This is a genomic window from Mucilaginibacter flavus, from assembly GCF_030409315.1.
In the GTDB taxonomy this organism is placed as follows: domain Bacteria; phylum Bacteroidota; class Bacteroidia; order Sphingobacteriales; family Sphingobacteriaceae; genus Mucilaginibacter; species Mucilaginibacter flavus.
The window spans coordinates 184,368-202,149 of the sequence record NZ_JAUFPS010000041.1 but is presented as its reverse complement, the minus strand read 5'-3'; the positions used below and the strand labels follow the sequence as shown (position 1 = coordinate 202,149).

Below are 17,782 nucleotides of genomic sequence, written 5' to 3'. Positions count from 1 at the left end.
TTGACTCTAATTAAACAAAATATGAAATCCCTTAGCACCAAAAAAAAGATCCTGATTTTGGATAAGAACAGTAGGATGTTATCCGTTATTGACGACATTATGTATCACGGTAATTTTGATGTTCATCTTACTTATGACCCTAACGCTATTTACGATAAGGCTAAAGTTATAAACCCCGACCTGATCATTTTAGATTACCTGCTGCTTGATGTTGATTGCGCTTTGGTATGCCAGGGTTTTAAGGATGACGATCAGCTGCGCCAGGTGCCAATTATCGTGGTAACATCTTTCAAAACAAAAAAAGCGCAGGAAGAATCATATAAATGCGACGCCCTTTTTGTAAAACCATTGGATATGGAATTACTGGCATCGCGTATGGAGTATTTAATGGCATCATAAACAGGGTTTTATTAAAAAACTTCAGTTTTGTAAAACCCACATAAACCCATTAAGTTTAACCTTTATTATTAACGGTACCTGCAAACAGTTAAATGAAGATCAAGAGTAACATAGCCACCAGCGAAAACGGGTTTATTTTTAACCCCGCTACCGGCGATTCCTTTTCTGGTAATACCATGGCAGCGGCCCTGTTGCTGGCTATGAAAAGCGGAAAAACCGAACGGGAAATTAAACAGGAAATTCTTGATCGTTACGATGTTAAGGCCGACCAGCTAAACCGCGACTGGGAAGACTGGATGATACAACTGAAAGAAGCAAACCTGCTTGAACTTGAAGGATAATGGCCAACAAATACGCTAATTTATGTATTGCCGTTACCGGGCTTAATGCCAATGATAATCCCGGACCGGGGATGGCTGTGATCCGTTCTTTAAAAGAAAGTTTTGGCGAAGATTTAAGAATAATAGGCTTATCCTATGAATCATTAGAGCCAGGCATTTACCTGCGCAACCTGGTAAATAAAACTTACCAGGTACCCTACCCAACTGAAGGTACAGCAGCTTTATTAGATCGCTTAACTTATATCCATCAGCAGGAAAACATTGACCTGGTGATTCCTAATTTCGATTCGGAACTATTCAATTTTATCAAGATAGCGCCGCAGTTACAGCAAATGGGTATCGCAACCTTTTTGCCAAGCCACCAGCAATTAAGTTTTAGGGATAAGGTTCATTTAAAGGAATTTGGCGAGAAAAACAATTTCCATGTACCTGCCGATCATAAACTATTCCAGGCAGAGGACCTGAGAAAGGCCACGGACGATTTCAATTTTCCGTTGATGGTTAAAGGAAAGTTTTACGATGCCCATATTGTTTATACTATGGATCAGGCAATTAAGGCATTCCATCAGCTTAGTGTCACGTGGGGCGTACCGGTAATAGCGCAACAGTACATTAAAGGAACCGAAATTAATATTGCCGCCCTTGGCGATGGCAAAGGTGGCAACGCGAGCGTTGTAGCCATGCGCAAACTATATATAACCGAAAAAGGCAAAGCCTGGGCCGGTGTTACCATCAAAGATGATAAACTGATTGACCTGGCCAACCAGTTTGCTGCCGCTACCAATTGGAAAGGCGGCTACGAAATGGAAATAATGAGTAATGATAAAGGCCATTTATATATTTTAGAGATTAACCCCCGTTTTCCGGCCTGGGTTTATTTAACGGCAGCGGCAGGGCAAAACCAGCCGGCTGCTCTTGTAAAAATGGCTTTGGACGATGAGGTGGAACCTTTTGAAGATTACCAGGCAGGCAAATTATTTGTAAGATATTCCTGGGATCATATTGCCGATATAACCGATTTTCAGCAGATGTCGGTATTTGGCGAATTATAACCTAAAGCATAATGGAAAAGCTCCCATACGAAAAACCATATATAAAAAAACTGCACGGCGGTGTAATGAACAAGTTTGGCGGCCGTAGCGGCGTACAGCCTGTTAAAAGCATTGATGGGGTTTTGGTTAGAACGCTGATTGAAAATTATGGTTCGCCGGTGTTTGTATTGTCAGAAAAGCAGATCCGTAAAAATTACCGTTCAGCATACCGGGCTTTTAGCACACGATACCCTAAGGTACAGTTTGCCTGGAGTTATAAAACCAATTATTTAAAAGCCGTTTGCCAGATTTTTCACCAGGAAGGTAGCTGGGCCGAGGTAGTATCGGGTTTTGAATATCAAAAAGCGATTGGTAATGGCATACCGGGTAATAAGATCATTTTTAACGGCCCCGGTAAATCAAACGATGAACTTAAAACAGCCATTGAAAATGATTCGCTCATTCACATAGATCATTTTGAAGAGTTAAACCAGTTACTGGCCCTAAGTGAGGAGTTAGCCAATAAACCACGCGTTGCTATCCGTGTAAATATGGATACCGGCGTATATCCGCTTTGGGACCGCTTTGGCTTTAACTATGAGAACGGCGAAGCCTGGACGGCCTTAAGCAAGGTTGTTGATTCGGGAAAATTACAATTGGTGGGGCTACATTGTCACATAGGCACATATATGCTCACTACAGATGCCTATGGCATCGCTGCAAATAAGCTTTGCGCTTTAGCCTTTAACTGCCAAACCCAGCTAAACCATAAAATAGACTATATTGACATGGGCGGCGGCTTTCCATCAACCAATACTTTAAAAGGCGCCTATTTACCGGGTCAGGATACTGTACCATCGGTAGATGATTTTGCAGAGGTGATCACTTCCACCCTGCTCAATTTTGGGTTTGCCAATGAGGATTTGCCTACACTGATCCTTGAAAGCGGGCGCGTTTTAATTGACGATGCCGGTTATCTTTTAGGAAGCGTGATAGCCAACAAGCGTTTAAGCGCGGGCAAAAAAGCTTTAATTGTAGATTTTGGGGTGAATATCCTGTTTACCTCATTTTGGTATGAGCACCAGGTAAGCCCTGCACAGGATTTTATGCCCCATACCGAAAATATGGCGATATACGGCCCGCTTTGCATGAATATCGATGTAATACGCGAAAGTATTAACCTGCCGCTGCTTAACCCCGGCGACCATGTAGTAGTGCATAAAGTTGGTGCCTATAACATGACGCAATGGATGCAGTTTATTACACTGCGGCCGGCGGTGGTATTGATAGACGAGCAACAACGCACCCACCTCATCCGCAGCAATGAAACTTTGGCTTATATAGAGGAGCAGGAACTTGTACCTACTCATTTAAAAAATACGAAGTGAAGCATATCCTGGCATTTATAAAATCGATCATCAATTCCTATTCGGTACTGTTTTTTTCGCAGAACCGGGTATTGGGGATCATTTTGCTGCTGGTCTCGTTTTTTAATCCAATTTCGGGTGTAGCAGGCCTGGCCTGCGTAATAATTTCGCTGTTAGTTTGCCGGGCATTAAAGTTTCATGGCGATGACTTGCAAATGGGTATTTACAGTTTTAACAGTTTGCTGTTGGGGATTGCCTTTGGCGCATTTTACCATTTAAACCTCATGTTTGTTGTTTGGCTGCTTACTACCTGTGTTATGGTAACCTTTGCCGCTGTAATTATTTCAAAACGGCTGGCAAAATCGGGCTTACCTATGCTGTCGTTGCCATTTATCCTTATATTTTGGATGGTGCTGCTGGCGGCAAACAGCATTTTTAATACCGGCCTGCAACAAAAAAGCAACTACCTGTTAGCAGAAATTTATACCGGAACGGGTAATCTTGCCGGTGTTGAAGCGTCACTTGCATTAACACTGCCTCAATTAATCAGTTTGTTTTTCAGGTCACTAAGCGCGGTGCTTTTTTTGCATAGCATTATTGCCGGCATATTAATCAGTGTAGGCATGTTCATCCATTCGCGCATTGCCTTTAGCCTGTTGGTTATAAGCTTTACAGCATCCTGCTTTTTAAACAGCATTACCCACACCTACCCCGAAGGAATTAGCTACTATCACTTAGGGGCAAACTTAATGATGGCCTCCGTGGCAATAGGGAGCTTTTTTACTATTCCTTCCCTGCGCTCATACTTATTGGCTGTGTTAAGCATTCCATTAGGTTTTATCATGATTAATGCTTTCACCAGTTTCATGAGTGTGCATGCCCTCCCCATATTTTCATTACCGTTTTGTGTTGTTAACATAGGCTTGCTTTATTTACTGCTGCTGCGCAAATTACCTGGCAGATTGCAGCTGGTACCGGTTCAGCATTATTCGCCCGAAAGAAATCTTTACCAGTTTTTAAATCACCAGCAACGGCTGAACGATTTAAAATACGTGCGACTTCATTTGCCCTTTATGGGCTTCTGGACCGTTTCGCAAGGCTACAACGGGAGTATTACCCATAAAGATGATTGGGCCCAGGCACTTGATTTTGTAATAACAGATGATGAGCAAAACACCTATCAATATCCCGGCATTTTACCAGAGCATTTTTATTGCTTTAATAAACCTGTGCTGGCCTGTGCAGATGGCGTAGTTGAGGTAGTTGTTAGCCACATTGAGGATAATGCAATTGGCAAGCAAAACCTTAAAGAAAACTGGGGCAATACCGTTGTAATAAAACATGCCGATGGCTTATACTCAAAGGTATCACATCTCAAAAAAAACTCCATTAAAGTTAAAATTGGAGAAGTAGTAAAAGCCGGGCATCAGTTGGGATTATGCGGTAATTCCGGGCGTTCGCCAGAGCCGCATTTGCATTTTCAATTGCAGGCTACGCCTTACATCGGATCAAAAACATTGAGTTACCCCTTTGCCAGCTACTTTAATAAACACAATGGCAAAACCCAGCTTGACGCATATGCAATACCTTCCGAAGGATCTTTAATATCCAATGCCGAAGTAAATCTCCCATTAAAAAAAGCTTTCGATTTTCAACCGGGTTATATTGTTAAACTGAAAGATAACAACGGCAAAACCGAATGCTGGGAGGTCTTTAAAGATGCTTTAGCACAATCATACATTTATTGTAAAGAAACCAGCTCGGCCGCGTATTTTATCAATAACGGCTCTTTATTTTATTTTACCAGTTTTTATGGTGATAGGCAATCATTGTTATATAAATTTTATATTGCCGCCTATAAAGTAATATTTAATGATACCGAAGACCTGGGGGGTAGCGATAATTTTCCGTTACAGCTAACCAATAATAAAGGATTACTTTGGTTACAGGACGTAATAGCACCTTTTTATCGGTTTATTAATATCAGTTACCAAGGCAACGTAACAACTCAAAAGAACAGCTTAAACATAACGGCAAAACAATTTATTGTTATAGGCGACAAAAAAACACAAATGGCAGAAACTTCGATTGCAATAGATTATGGCAACTTGCAAAGCTTTACTATCAATATAAACGGAGAACACACTGAAGTACAATGGAATATAGAAAAATAATCATATTTCTGGCTTTGCCATTTATTTTTCTGAGCGCCAGGGCACAGGATAATAAACGTGTGCTTACCGATAGCATTGCCGAAGAGCTTTATAACGCTGGCGATTGGAAACAACTGGTTACCTGGGGAAATAAACCGATGGCCGATACTTCAGATTTCAAGGCCCTCCATTTTAAAATAGGTTACGCCTACATGGTTACCGGCAATTATAAAGCAGCCATCAACGAGTTTGATTTTGTTTTGAGTAAAGAACCTTCTAATTCAACAGCCAGGCTTTATCAATACTATTGCAACAACTATTTAAATAATAACGCGGGGGCTGCCTACCAAGCCGGCTTCCTGGATAAGGAAACTTTACGCTCCATCAAACTTTCGCCGTTTGGGGTAGTAACCGCGGATGTTGAAACCGGGATAAAGCTGCCTAACAGTAACGAACGTGATAACGGTTTTTTTGAAAGGGCCGGAATTAGCACAAGGCTGTGGTGGCGTTTTCAGTTAGATCAATCGTATATTTCCTTTAACCAAAAAATATTCAGGGAATTTTACAGGGATAGGTACGGTGATAAATTTTTGTTCGGTAAAACAGATAAACAAAAAGAATACTTTGCCCGGCTGCAATTTACCATCACCGATAAGCTTAGCGCCATAGGCTCCTATCATTACATTTACACCACTTTCAGGGGCAAAACCGACTATAGTAATTTAGGGTTGTTCGGCCTTACTTATGCCTCACAATATGTTAATTTGCAGGGAGACATCAATTGGGGCAATTTAATTGGTAAAACTTTAAAACAATATGATGCCAAAGTGGATTTTTATCCATTGGGTAACCTTAATTTTTACACCACAAGCCGGGCTTCATTATTGGATTTAAGCGGCGCTAAGAGTTTTATTTACAACCAGGCAATAGGGTTTAAAGTTTTAAATAATACATGGATAGAAACAGCGGCAACATTTGGCAATGAAGACGATTATCTTGATAGCGACGGTTTGTATGTTTACAACTCCATCGATCCAACAAAATTCAAATGCGGCGAAACCCTGTTTTACCAGGTAAGCAAACACGCGTTAGTTAGATTGAATTATCTTTATGAAAAGAAAACCGACATTTATCGGGATGTAAACTATAATCAAAATTCTGTTACGTTAAGTATAACATGGAAATTTTAAAAAAGACGTTCATAACAGCATTTTTATTTTTTCTGGCAATTGGCTTGCGGGCGCAAACCGGCGCTGCCCTGCAAAAAGCTTTTCGCAACAGCTACTCTGACGAACAAAACAAAAACTACGTTGCGGCAATCAATGATATATACCCTTATTTAAGTGATGCCAATTACGAAATTAATATCCGCTTAGGGTGGCTGCATTACCTTAATAAAAACTATACCGCATCACAGTCTTACTATCAAAAAGCCATCATTTTAAGGCCCATGTCTATAGAGGCCAAATTTGGTTATGTTAAACCCCTTTCCTTTTTACAAAGCTGGGATAGGGTGATTGAGCAATACCTGGCCATTTTAAAAATTGATCCTCAAAATACGCAGGCAAACTACTGGGCCGGTATCATTTATTATAACCGTAAGCAATATGATGCCGCAATAAAGTGTTTTAAGGTTTTAGTTACGCTTTATCCCTTTGATTACGATGGTAACCACATGCTGGGCTGGAGTAATTTGATGGCAGGTAAAAAGAACGATGCCAAAACCTTTTTTGAAAAAGCCCTGGTAATTAAACCTTCAGATGCTTCCAGTACAGATGGTTTAAACCGATGCAATTAAAACGCTTATCGATTCAATAATGCAGTTTATCGATTTTCGCTTTAGTTTAAGGCGTCGATTTTTACTTTTGATTGCGTAAATAATTTATTATTCGCTCAACCCAACAAGTATTATAACCGTATATACAACTACATGAAAATAAAACATATACTTTTTAAAGCGCAAATAACGGGTTGCCTGCTGCTCATGGTAATTTCCGCTTCATGCAAAAAAGATAAAACTACGCCTGCTGTTACAACTGCCACGCCCACAACCCTGGGTTTATATGAGTATGCCAGCGATGTAAATAAAAGGGTACTTATTGCAATTACCAAAATAGGTACGCAAACCGTGAACTACGGAAGCATATTTGATACAGGATCGCCAGGTATGACCATGGATGCAACAAACATCATCCCGGCATCAATGATCACATCATCGGGCTTTGCATTTACTACTGATTCCGTCGTTGTAAACGGCATCACTATTACATCAAAAAAGGATTCAATCAGCTACGGCGATGCCACCGGTATCACCAAAGAATATGGCAACCTTGCATACACCAATGTTACTGTGGGCAACTCACTTGGCAGTATCGAATTAAAGCGCGTGCCCTTCTTTTTATATTATAAAATTATTGACAGTAAAAAAAATAAATTAGCAGCGCACTCGGCAGATGTTTTTGGTGTGGGCCCTGGTTTAAGCACTAATATTACAGCTATATCAAGTCCGCTAAGGTTTTTCACCTATGGTACAGGGCTTACCAGCGGTTTTAAGCTTGCTACTTTACCTACCGCCAGCTTTTTAACCACCCCAACATATGTTGCCGGCCTGCTTACCGTAGGTTTAACAACCAATGACCTTTCTTCCGCCGGTTTCATTATGCACCCGCTTACGCCTACTATACTTTACGGTTATTCGCCCAATTTGGCTGGCACCATAACTTATGGTACTACTACTATTTCAGCTCAATTCCTGTTTGATACCGGTACCCCATCAGTTACAACTATTGAAAACCGGCTTGCTTCTGTAGGGGCGCTTCCAACAAATACTACGGTAACCTTAACTACAACCCGGGGATTTACCTATACCTACGTAACATCAAGCACCGGCAATCTTACCGAAGTTCAAAATCCTAATAACACGCAGGACTACCGTACAATATTGGCCCTTGATTTCTTTATTAAAAACGAGTACCTTACTGATTATGATAACCATCAAATTGGTTTAAAGAATAATTAGCACTTAAACTTCATTCATCGAGTTTAAATGCCCATTCATCGACACAAAACCTCACCAACCGTACACCTGAATTAATTTTATATAACAAAACCCGGTAATCAAAACGGGTGCTAATTATTAATCAAAATTAATTCAGATGAAAACGAAAATTACTTTTCCATGGTTGTTGATGCTGGCGGCAATGATTGCTTTAGCTTCATGCAAAAAAGAAAGCAGCTCTAAATCGGCATCCAACACCACCTCAACAGTTAACGCAAGCGGCGCATTAGCAATTAGCCTGGCATCGGGCAGCACAACAGATACCATTTACATAGTGGGTTGCTATGGCAAACATCAACAGCCGGATAGCGTTGCATTTAGCGCTTTACCCACAGCTATTGGTACATACTTAACCGCAAATTACAGCGGCTACACCTTTAAAAAAGCGTTTACTATTTTAGATAGTTCAAAAGCTATCGTTAATTACATTGTTATTATAAAATATAACAACGCCTTAATTGGTCTTAAATTTACTGCCGTGGGCGTTTTTGTTGCTGCCCTTGAGCAAAGAGATGGTCATGACCTTGGCGGCGGACCAGGCTGGCACCATGGCGGTCCGTTTGATAACAGAGATGGCCTGCACCGCGACACTGTTGCCATATCGGCATTACCTACAGCGGTAAGCAGCTATTTTAAAACCACCTACCCTACTGATACCTTGCTACACGCCGCGATAACACCAGATAGCGCATATGTATTGATCAGCAAAAACAATGGGTTATTTGCAACCGCCGTTAAAGCAAATGGCACTTTAATAAAACGTACTCAAATTGATTTGCACGTAGGTAAGCATACAGCCATTACTGAAGCAAGCTTACCGGCCGCGATTACAACTTATTTAACAACAACCTATCCGGGTTATGTTTTTGACAAAGCGTTTTCGCATAGCGTGGCGGGTGTTGTAAATGGTTATGATGTAGTGATCTCCTCAAACAATACCAAATATGTGGTGGTGTTTGATGCTACGGGAACTTTTGTAAAAGCCTTCGCGGTTCACTAAAATTCTTCGAGTAATATATAGTAAAACCGGTAATCTTTGAGTAGATGCCGGTTTTTTTATGAACTATTTTTTAGGCTGATACAACTGGTTTAAAAAAATGCTGATGCCATGTTTGGCCCCCTTCCATTTATCATCCAGCTCTTTAGGTACCGCGCCGGGGCTTTGGGCAAAATTGCCCGCAATAATATCCATATCGCCGTCGCCATCAATGTCTGCGGCTTCTAAGGTTAATGATTTTATGGGCACCTCGCTTTTAAGGATATAAGACTTAAAGGCAAATTTGCTTTGATCAATATTTTCAAGGTAAACAAACGATTCATCTACCAGCTTCCCAAAATCCGGAAAGAAAGCGCTGCAGGCCAGGTCAATATCGCCATCTTTATCAAAATCGGCCGCTACAACACGGGTTACGCCATACATCGGGTAAAAAAAGCGTTCTTTAAAAATACCGTTACCCTGATTTATATTAATCCTGATACCGTGGTATGGTTTAAGTATTTGTGAGTAATCGGCATTATCGCCGTGCGCGGTAATAATATCGGTTAGCCCATCATGGTTATAATCAACCAGTGTCATATCCGTAGTTCCATAATTTGGCGGGAAACGGAGTACACGTTTAGCTTTGAATTTAAGGTTACCTATCTGGTAAAAAATATAAACACTTTCATCGCCCTGCGAAAACATGGCTACTATATCTTTTTTGCCGTCGCCATCCATATCCTTTATATAGCACTTAATGGCACCTGCAAGCGGCAGCAAAACATCCTCGGTATACCTTCCCTTATTATCCTTTTTAAAAAGCGATAAGCCACCGGTTTTGTTACCAAAGTTGCAAACAACAATCTCGGGAATACCGTCGCCGTTTAAATCGTCAATTTCGGCATGTACCGGGCGATGCAAAGGTTCAAGCAAGGTAGTACTGGTACTATCTTTATAATTAACATACGATCCTAAGCTTAACTCCGTTGGATAAAGCTTACCTATCTCAGTAAAATAAGTACTGCCTTTATAAAAATTAAAATCGACTACGGGACTTTGGGTTTGGATGGTTTTGGTTACGCCAATGTTATACTGCCAGGTAAGCACTTCTTTAAAATAGTTGCTTATCCAAAGGGTTTGGGTTTGGCTATTAAACTTTAATCCGGTAATCATGGATGGACCTTCGGCACTAACCTGAATGTCTTCGCGTTTAAATTGGGTTAAGGGGCTGTTGCGCGTAAGCCTGCTTTCGTCTTCAACAACGGTATCAGGCGCAAGTGAAATGACGTATTTAGTGAGTTTATCCCACTCGTCCTGCGTTAAAACCGGGCTTGTGGGAATGATGTTATTTTTATTGACGATAGTCCGCTCCTCCGGCGATAAACCACGCAAAGGATCATAATTAGGATAAATAATACCCATGCGGGCAGCCATAACAGGCAATACGTGCAAACGCCAAACTTCTTTGGTTAAACTCGCCGGATCGGGCAGCATATGACAGCTGGCGCAATAAACCGTAAACAATGCTTTGCCGCCATCGTCGGCTTTTATTAAAGTAGATGCTGTTACCGTTTTTCTTACGGTAAAAGAATTCAGGACGATCACTAATGTTGCAACAAAAAGAGATATAAAAATGATCGTCCTGAATTTCATTTATTATGGTTCAATAGTTATAGTGCGGTTTGAAGGTCCATTCCATCCATCAATACTTACCACCAGGTTTTTCTTTCCGGCCGGAAGATTGTAGTCAATGGTCACCTTTTTTTCTTCGCCCGGCAAAATGGTTACATAGTTATCGCTGTAAAAAGCAGGTAAAATCCTGGTTTTAGTATCAGCATCAACTAATGACACACGGTTAAAAAATGCCAGCGGATTATGTTCCTTGTTAACTAACGTAACTTGTACCTTCCCCGGTTTTATAAACTTCGCGGTGGCGGTTAAGTCTCCCGTCTTCATTTTTTGCAAACCAGAAAAAGCGCCCTTACTATCAGGAATCCAATAGGTATTATCGGTAATTACTTTTTTATCCTCATCCAATAATTGCAGGGACAGGAAAACACCTTCTTTAGCTGCTGCTTTATCAATGGTTTCTTTTATGGAGAAGTATTTTTTAACCGTAGTTGCGTTGATATCGGCAAAAACCTGGGTGAGCAGTTTCTCGTTGCCCTCCATATCATAGGTTTTAACCACCATCATCATGCTGCGGCGGGCTTTAAAGGTGTTGTTAGCAACCATCACCATACCGTTTATAGGGTTATACATAATGTGGAAAGGTGCGCTGCCGTTGTGCAAACCGTATAAACAAGCGTTAGGATCAAGATAGTAATCGTACATCTGTCCGCGCATGGCTGTCCATGGGTTTTGGGTTTTCCAAATAATGAAACCGGTATACCAATCCCACATGTGCGATGTAAAACCTTCGGCAAGGCCGCGGTACTGATCATAGTTAACCAATTGCGCTTTTAAAGCAAAATCGGCCGCGTTTTTAGCTTTACCATATTTATTGATGCTGGTATCATAGCCAATGTACTTATGGTAATCCCAAACACTATCCACTTTATTTTTATGTGTATCCTCGTCGTAAACAGGCGGCACCATATTGGCGGTAGGAATAAACCTTTTCAAAGATTCGTAATCGCCTACACCAACAGAGCCAACTTCGGAGTTAAACGGATAAGTTTTATGTTCCCAAAATACCGATAGCGGCTGAATACCGTAAGGCCCATCGCCGTTACCGCCCAATTCATTGTGCGACATGCTATCAGAGTTTGAGTAGTCAACAAACCAACGGGTGTTATCCAGCTTAGGCAAAATGGTATCGCGCAAAGCAGTAAGGATATCTTCGGGTGGGGTAATTTCATTGCCACCACACCAAATAGCCAATGAGGCGTAGTTGCGCACCATTTTAATCTGATCAATTGCCGAGCGCAGGAACAAGCCATGATCGTCCGGATATTTACGACGGGTCCATTGATCATCCAGTTTTTGAGGATCTTGCCAGCGGCCATTACAATCACCAGATCCCCAAAGATCCTGGAACACCAGGATGCCATATTTATCGCAGGCTTCGTAAAACTCGGGCCGCTCAATCATTGCACCGCCCCAAACCCTGATGAGGTTAAGGTTCATATCCCGGTGATAACGTACCTCGGCATCATAACGCATATCTGACAGGCGCAGCATAGCATCTGATATTACCCAGTTGCCACCTTTAATAAATATCTTTTGACCATTTACATAGGTTTGGCGGCTGCCGGTATGCTCGTTAAAATCGCTGGTAAGCTGTCTCACCCCTATTTTTTGAGCATACTCATCTGAAACTGCTTTGCCATTAACCGCAAACTTCAATTTAAAGTTGTACAGGTTTTGTGGCCCGTAGCCATTTGGCCACCAAAGTTTGGGATTAGCAAGGCTATAATCGCTAAAGCTTACCTCACTGGTTGTATTGGCTTTTAGGCTAACGCTTTTTGAAACGGTTTTTCCATCCAACTCAAAGCTTAATAAACCTGTAACTGTGGCCGCGGTAGGATTGCTAAGCAAAGCGGATACTTTAATAACAGCAGGCTGTTGATTGCCTTCTGGCATGCGCGCACCAGGTACTAACGTTACAATATGTTCATCAGCAATGCGCACGGCACCGGTTTTTTGAATAGTTACCTTGTCCCATATACCCGTATTTCTATCGCGCATGGGTTGTATCCAATCCCAGCCGGCGGTATATTGCAAGCCAACATTACGGGCAATGGTACCATCGCCACCCTGGCCACCGTTGGGATTACCTACCACATCTGGCGGGTGCACCAATACAGCTAAACGGTTGTTGCCGCTTTTAGCCAAAAACTGGGTAATGTTATAGCTAAAGCGTAAAAACATTCCTTTTTGAATGGTTTTATTGAGTTTATGCCCGTTTAAATAAACGTCGCAGCTATAATTTACCCCTCTGAAATTCAGGTAAACCTGGCCGCCGTTTTGAGCAGGCAGCTCTTTAAAGTCTTTGGCGAACCAGTAAGTATAATAATCGGACCCGGTTTTGTAAATATCGGCAATGTGTTCATTGTTCATGCCCCAGAACGGGTCGGGTACTTTTTGATTATTTAACAACGTAGTTAAAACTGTGCCGGGCACAGTTGCGGGCATCCATGATGCGGTATTAAAGTCGGCCGCAGATAATGTGGCACCGTTATCTTTTACGGTGCTGATAGGTGCGCACTTCCAGCCGGAGTTTAACTCATAACTGTTTTGTGCCATTAATCGGTTACCGCCTAAAAGAAGCCCAAGCGTAAAAACACACCTGGCTTGATAAGAACTGAAGAATGATATTGAGGACATTGTTGGTATATGTGAATAGTATATTTATACTTTTAAACAATCAATATTGAATTTTAAAAACTGCAGCATGTTTTAAACCGTTTTGCGTTTGTAAAGATGCGGGTATATTTATATTAATTGCACCCTGGGCTACTGTGTATTTTATTTTTTGATTGGTACCCAGCAAGGTTATTTTTTTCACCCTGGCCATATCTTTTAAATGAATAGTCAAAGTAGTTGGTAAAACAACGGCATCTGTATCTTTTGGAGCCAAAACAAAGGCGTAAACAGCTTTGCCGGCTTTAGTATAATAGGTGTTTCCTTCTGAGTAAGGTGCTACAGCATCAGAACCGTAAATACCTTCGCCGTTAATTTTTATCCAATCGCCAATTTGTTTTAAGCGACTGTAAGCTACCGGGTCCCAATCGCCATCGGGGCCGGGGCCAATATTCATTAACAGGTTACCGCCGCGCGATACAATCTTAACCAACAAGGTAACAATTTCATTTGCCGATTTATAATGGTCGCTGGGAACATAACTCCAGGAATTGCCCATGGTGATACAGCTTTCCCAGGGATGATCAAGCGGTTCATTAGGTACCTGCTGCTCTGGCGTAGTATAATTTTCATATTGGCCGGCAACGGTACGGTCAACTACAATTAAACCGGGTTGCTTTACCCTGGCGGCAGTGGCAATTTTAGCCATATCTATATCCTGGTCATAAGGGATAGTTTTTTGCCAATCAACACTTGGGTCGATGGTACTTTTGGGGCGTACCCAGCCGCCATCTAACCATAATATATCAATATTGCCATAACCGGTCATTAATTCCTGTATCTGGTTAAAGGTAAAATCCTTAAATTTTTGCCAGCGTTCGGGGTATTTGGCCGGATCATAATTTACATTTCTATCCTTTGGCGGAAAATATGGCCACCAGTAATTTTCGGTATGCCAGTCGGGTTTAGAAAAATAAGCGCCGATCATGAAATTTTCTTTACCGAACGCGCTGAAAATCTCTTTGGCCACGTTGCTCCTGGGATTGGTTGAAAATGGCGTTTTGGGACTGGTTATCTTATAATCCGACTGTTTGGTATCAAACATGGCAAAACCATCGTGATGCTTGGTAGTGAACACCACGTACTTCATACCGGCATATTTAGCAGCGGCCACCCATTTTTCGGGATTGAATTTTGTAGGGTTAAAGGTAGTTTGTAAATTTTCATAGGCTTTTTTATAGGTATAGTAATCTGCACCGTAAAGACCGCGGCGTTGTGTCCAACCTTCATCTTCGGGACAAATGCTCCAGCTTTCAACTACACCCCATTCACTGTAGGTTCCCCAGTGCATAAACAACCCAAATTTTAGTTGCTGCCACTTATGAAGCTTCTTTTGCACCAAAGAATCCTGCGGAACAATGTAATCTTTCGACATATTATGTTCCTGAGCAGCTATTTTACCGGCGAGCAAGATGCACGCTAAAAAAAACGTTAGTTTTTTCATTTATATGTTTTTTAGAGTAAGATTTTTTAATTATTGTGTCAAAAAGACATATTAAAGCCTTTTTTGGATAATTTTCGTTAATCAAAAGATAAAATACTGAAAATATTTATGGCAAAATTTTCATAAATAGGATACTTAGTGTACACATTACATAAACTACCTGAGAATTGAATTAAACCTACAATCAAAAAAATTCAACTATTTTGGCGTAATCATAAGCAATAATGACATTAAAAATGTCTACTTTACACTTTTGCAGCACCAAAATCAGCGTTCAGATACCCTAATGACAACTTTTTTATCGGTTTTGCCTACACACTAAGTAAATAAATTTCAAGAAGCATGAGGTTTGGATTAAAAAGTTGACAACTTTAAAATAAATGCTTCTTTTTGTTATCAAATTGTTAGATTGCATTATATTATTGTTTCGACAACACTTAACTAAAAACTATTGAAAATTTCTAAAACGGATACTTCGGGTTTATGGATGCAGGTATGTTTTAATGACGATATTAAAGCATTTGAAATGCTTTTTCATACATTAAATACCCGCCTTATTAAGTTTTGCGTTTTTTACATCCGCAATAAAGAAGCAGCCGAAGAAATTGTATCGGATGTGTTTATTAAGTGCTGGGAATCCCGCAAAAACCTTACAGAAATTGCCAACCTGGAAACTTACCTTTTTGTTGCCGTAAAAAATCAATCGTTCAATTACCTCAAAAAATTCTCCAATATCCATCTTGTACAAATAGAAGCTTCGGACGAAGTGGAATTTGTAAACACCTTTGATCCCGAAAAAGAAATGGAGCGTAAAGAACTTCATTTTTTATTAGATAAGGCCATAGCATCACTCCCTCAACAAGCATGTATCATTTTTAAACTTATTAAAGAAGATGGCATGAAATACAAAGAGGTTGCCGAGATATTAAACATATCCCCACGCACTGTACAAACCCAGTTGTTCAGGGCTATGAAAAAATTAAGTATCATTCTATCCGCTCATCAGCTGGCTTCAAAATCAGCCGAAAAAGCATCTTCTGGTCAACAGATTATAGGGCTTCCGTTGTTATAGACTTTCTTTTTAAATTTTTTTTCAAAGATTACGAGCTATTTTAAAAAAGCGCGTTTACTAAGTATTAAAAACGGCTTAAAACTCTTTTAAACTTTCTATACTGAAATCCTTTCCTCACCAACGGGTTTCAAAATGTTCAAAGCAGCGTATTTTGATCTACGGATCACAACATTTTAAGTTTGATAGAAATTTCTTTTACTTTTTTTAAAACGTTGTAGGCAATTTTCAAAAAAATGTTGTCCTACCTAAAAAGAAGCTCTATTTACGCTTATAAATGGTTACGGAAAGATTTACTGAACTGCTTACTAAAAAACTCGCTGACGAGATCGATGCACAGGAATTGGAGGAATTCAATTTTTTGATAGCAAACGATGAGGATTGCAGGCAGCAAAATAATTTCTTTAAAGCCTACTGGATAAAAAACGAAGAGCAGTACTCAAACTCCGATTTGATGTTTCAACGAATAAGGAGTAAAATCATTGTTCCGGAGGCTGATGAACCGGCAGAAATTGAAACTACCTTTTTCAAGCGCAGCAGTGTTGCTTTATGGTGTAGCATAGCCGCGTTGTTAATAGTTGGCATAGGCTTATTTGCAGGATATTATTTGATCAACAACGAGGCAAAAAAAAATGAAACCGCGCTATTGCAGCAAAAAGAAACGCCAAGCAGGGTAAAATCAAAGATCTATTTAAGCGATGGATCAATTGTTACTTTAAATTCAGAGACAACTTTGAAATATCCGCCATCTTTTAAAGGCCCCACACGCGAAGTTTACCTTACCGGTGAAGCCTTTTTTGATGTGGCTAAAGATCACCAGCATCCTTTTATAGTACACGCGGGTAATATGAGCATTAAAGTTTTAGGTACCGCATTTAACGTAAAATCGTACAAAAACGATATAGCCAGCGAAACTACGCTAATCAGGGGAGCTATTGAAGTAACCCTGGCCGACAGACCATCTGACAGGATTATTCTTAAACCCAATGAAAAGCTCATTTTAAAAAGCTCAACATTTAAAAGACATACCCTGTATCGCCATTTAGTGGCTCAAACGCCAGATAGCGCTAAAACCAGCTATGCCTTAACCAATTTAACTTATTTACGATCAAACGATACCACTGTTGTTGAAACTTCGTGGGTGAATAACCGGCTGGTATTTAAAGACGAGGACTTTACCGAGATAGCCAACAAAATGGAGCGTTGGTACGGCGTTAAAATAAAATTTAAAAACTCGGCCGCCAAAGACTTTCATTTTACCGGGGTTTTTGAGCGGGAAAGCGTTACACAGGCGCTAAGCGCCCTGCAACTCATCGAATCATTTTCATATAAGTACAAAAACGAAACCGTATATATTTATTAACCAAACGCAGCTATTAAACAAGCCTATGACATAAAGAAAGCTTTACATACCCCAAAACAAAACGGGAATTACCAGTGGTAACTCCCGCGAAGATGAAGATCTGTTAGTTAATCATGCAATGCGCTCTCGAACAGCACATTGCCATTTAATCAAGTCACCTTTAATAAGTAAAAGTATGAAATATTTTAAACACCCCAAGGGTGTAAGAGATAA

At 40.5% G+C, this 17,782-nt stretch carries 14 protein-coding genes; 11 read left to right on the top strand and 3 right to left on the bottom strand.

Annotated elements, in window-relative coordinates:
- Positions 1-21 precede the first annotated feature (21 nt).
- From QWZ17_RS20050 to QWZ17_RS20010, 9 genes are all read left to right on the top strand, one after another.
- A complete protein-coding gene (locus QWZ17_RS20050; RefSeq protein WP_290307085.1) occupies positions 22-399 on the top strand; it encodes a response regulator in 378 nt (125 codons plus the stop codon).
- A 92-nt stretch (positions 400-491) separates the two neighbouring features.
- On the top strand, positions 492-740 hold the full coding sequence (locus tag QWZ17_RS20045; protein WP_290307084.1) for a PqqD family protein: 249 nt from the start codon (positions 492-494) through the stop codon (positions 738-740).
- Positions 740-1,792: an ATP-grasp domain-containing protein gene (locus tag QWZ17_RS20040; RefSeq protein ID WP_290307083.1), complete on the top strand. Its 1,053-nt coding sequence runs from the start codon at positions 740-742 to the stop codon at positions 1,790-1,792. Before QWZ17_RS20045 ends, QWZ17_RS20040 begins: the two co-directional genes overlap by 1 nt.
- Positions 1,793-1,803: 11 nt before the next feature.
- Positions 1,804-3,159 carry a type III PLP-dependent enzyme domain-containing protein gene (locus QWZ17_RS20035; protein ID WP_290307082.1) on the top strand — a complete coding sequence of 452 codons (1,356 nt, stop codon included), beginning with the start codon at positions 1,804-1,806 and terminating at the stop codon, positions 3,157-3,159.
- On the top strand, positions 3,156-5,312 hold the full coding sequence (locus QWZ17_RS20030) for an urea transporter (protein ID WP_290307081.1): 2,157 nt from the start codon (positions 3,156-3,158) through the stop codon (positions 5,310-5,312). Before QWZ17_RS20035 ends, QWZ17_RS20030 begins: the two co-directional genes overlap by 4 nt.
- Positions 5,294-6,481 carry a hypothetical protein gene (locus tag QWZ17_RS20025; protein WP_290307080.1) on the top strand — a complete coding sequence of 396 codons (1,188 nt, stop codon included), beginning with the start codon at positions 5,294-5,296 and terminating at the stop codon, positions 6,479-6,481. Before QWZ17_RS20030 ends, QWZ17_RS20025 begins: the two co-directional genes overlap by 19 nt.
- Complete coding sequence (locus tag QWZ17_RS20020; RefSeq protein WP_290307079.1) at positions 6,469-7,089, top strand: tetratricopeptide repeat protein; 621 nt, start codon at positions 6,469-6,471, stop codon at positions 7,087-7,089. The genes QWZ17_RS20025 and QWZ17_RS20020 overlap by 13 nt, the downstream gene beginning before the upstream one ends.
- Before the next feature lie 132 nt (positions 7,090-7,221).
- Positions 7,222-8,310: a hypothetical protein gene (locus QWZ17_RS20015; RefSeq protein ID WP_290307078.1), complete on the top strand. Its 1,089-nt coding sequence runs from the start codon at positions 7,222-7,224 to the stop codon at positions 8,308-8,310.
- A 136-nt stretch (positions 8,311-8,446) separates the two neighbouring features.
- Entirely contained in the window at positions 8,447-9,349 is a 903-nt protein-coding gene (locus tag QWZ17_RS20010) for a PepSY-like domain-containing protein (protein ID WP_290307077.1), read from the top strand.
- 63 nt (positions 9,350-9,412) lie between these two features.
- On the opposite strand, the gene QWZ17_RS20005 is transcribed toward QWZ17_RS20010, so the two are convergent.
- The 3 genes from QWZ17_RS20005 to QWZ17_RS19995 all read right to left on the bottom strand — a co-directional run bounded on the left by QWZ17_RS20005 (position 9,413) and on the right by QWZ17_RS19995 (position 15,137).
- Positions 9,413-10,981, bottom strand: coding sequence for an FG-GAP repeat domain-containing protein (locus QWZ17_RS20005; protein WP_290307076.1), 1,569 nt, complete (start codon positions 10,979-10,981; stop codon positions 9,413-9,415).
- A 3-nt stretch (positions 10,982-10,984) separates the two neighbouring features.
- On the bottom strand, positions 10,985-13,576 hold the full coding sequence (locus tag QWZ17_RS20000) for a glycoside hydrolase family 2 protein (RefSeq protein ID WP_290307075.1): 2,592 nt from the start codon (positions 13,574-13,576) through the stop codon (positions 10,985-10,987).
- 121 nt (positions 13,577-13,697) lie between these two features.
- Positions 13,698-15,137 (bottom strand): alpha-L-fucosidase, encoded by a 1,440-nt coding sequence (locus QWZ17_RS19995; protein ID WP_290307074.1) that lies wholly within the window; start codon positions 15,135-15,137, stop codon positions 13,698-13,700.
- A 451-nt stretch (positions 15,138-15,588) separates the two neighbouring features.
- Between QWZ17_RS19995 and QWZ17_RS19990 the strand changes: the two genes are divergently transcribed.
- Together QWZ17_RS19990 and QWZ17_RS19985 are read left to right on the top strand one after the other, a co-directional pair.
- Complete coding sequence (locus QWZ17_RS19990; RefSeq protein WP_290307073.1) at positions 15,589-16,209, top strand: RNA polymerase sigma-70 factor; 621 nt, start codon at positions 15,589-15,591, stop codon at positions 16,207-16,209.
- Between the two features lie 274 nt (positions 16,210-16,483).
- Positions 16,484-17,569: a FecR family protein gene (locus QWZ17_RS19985; protein WP_290307072.1), complete on the top strand. Its 1,086-nt coding sequence runs from the start codon at positions 16,484-16,486 to the stop codon at positions 17,567-17,569.
- Positions 17,570-17,782 lie beyond the last annotated feature (213 nt).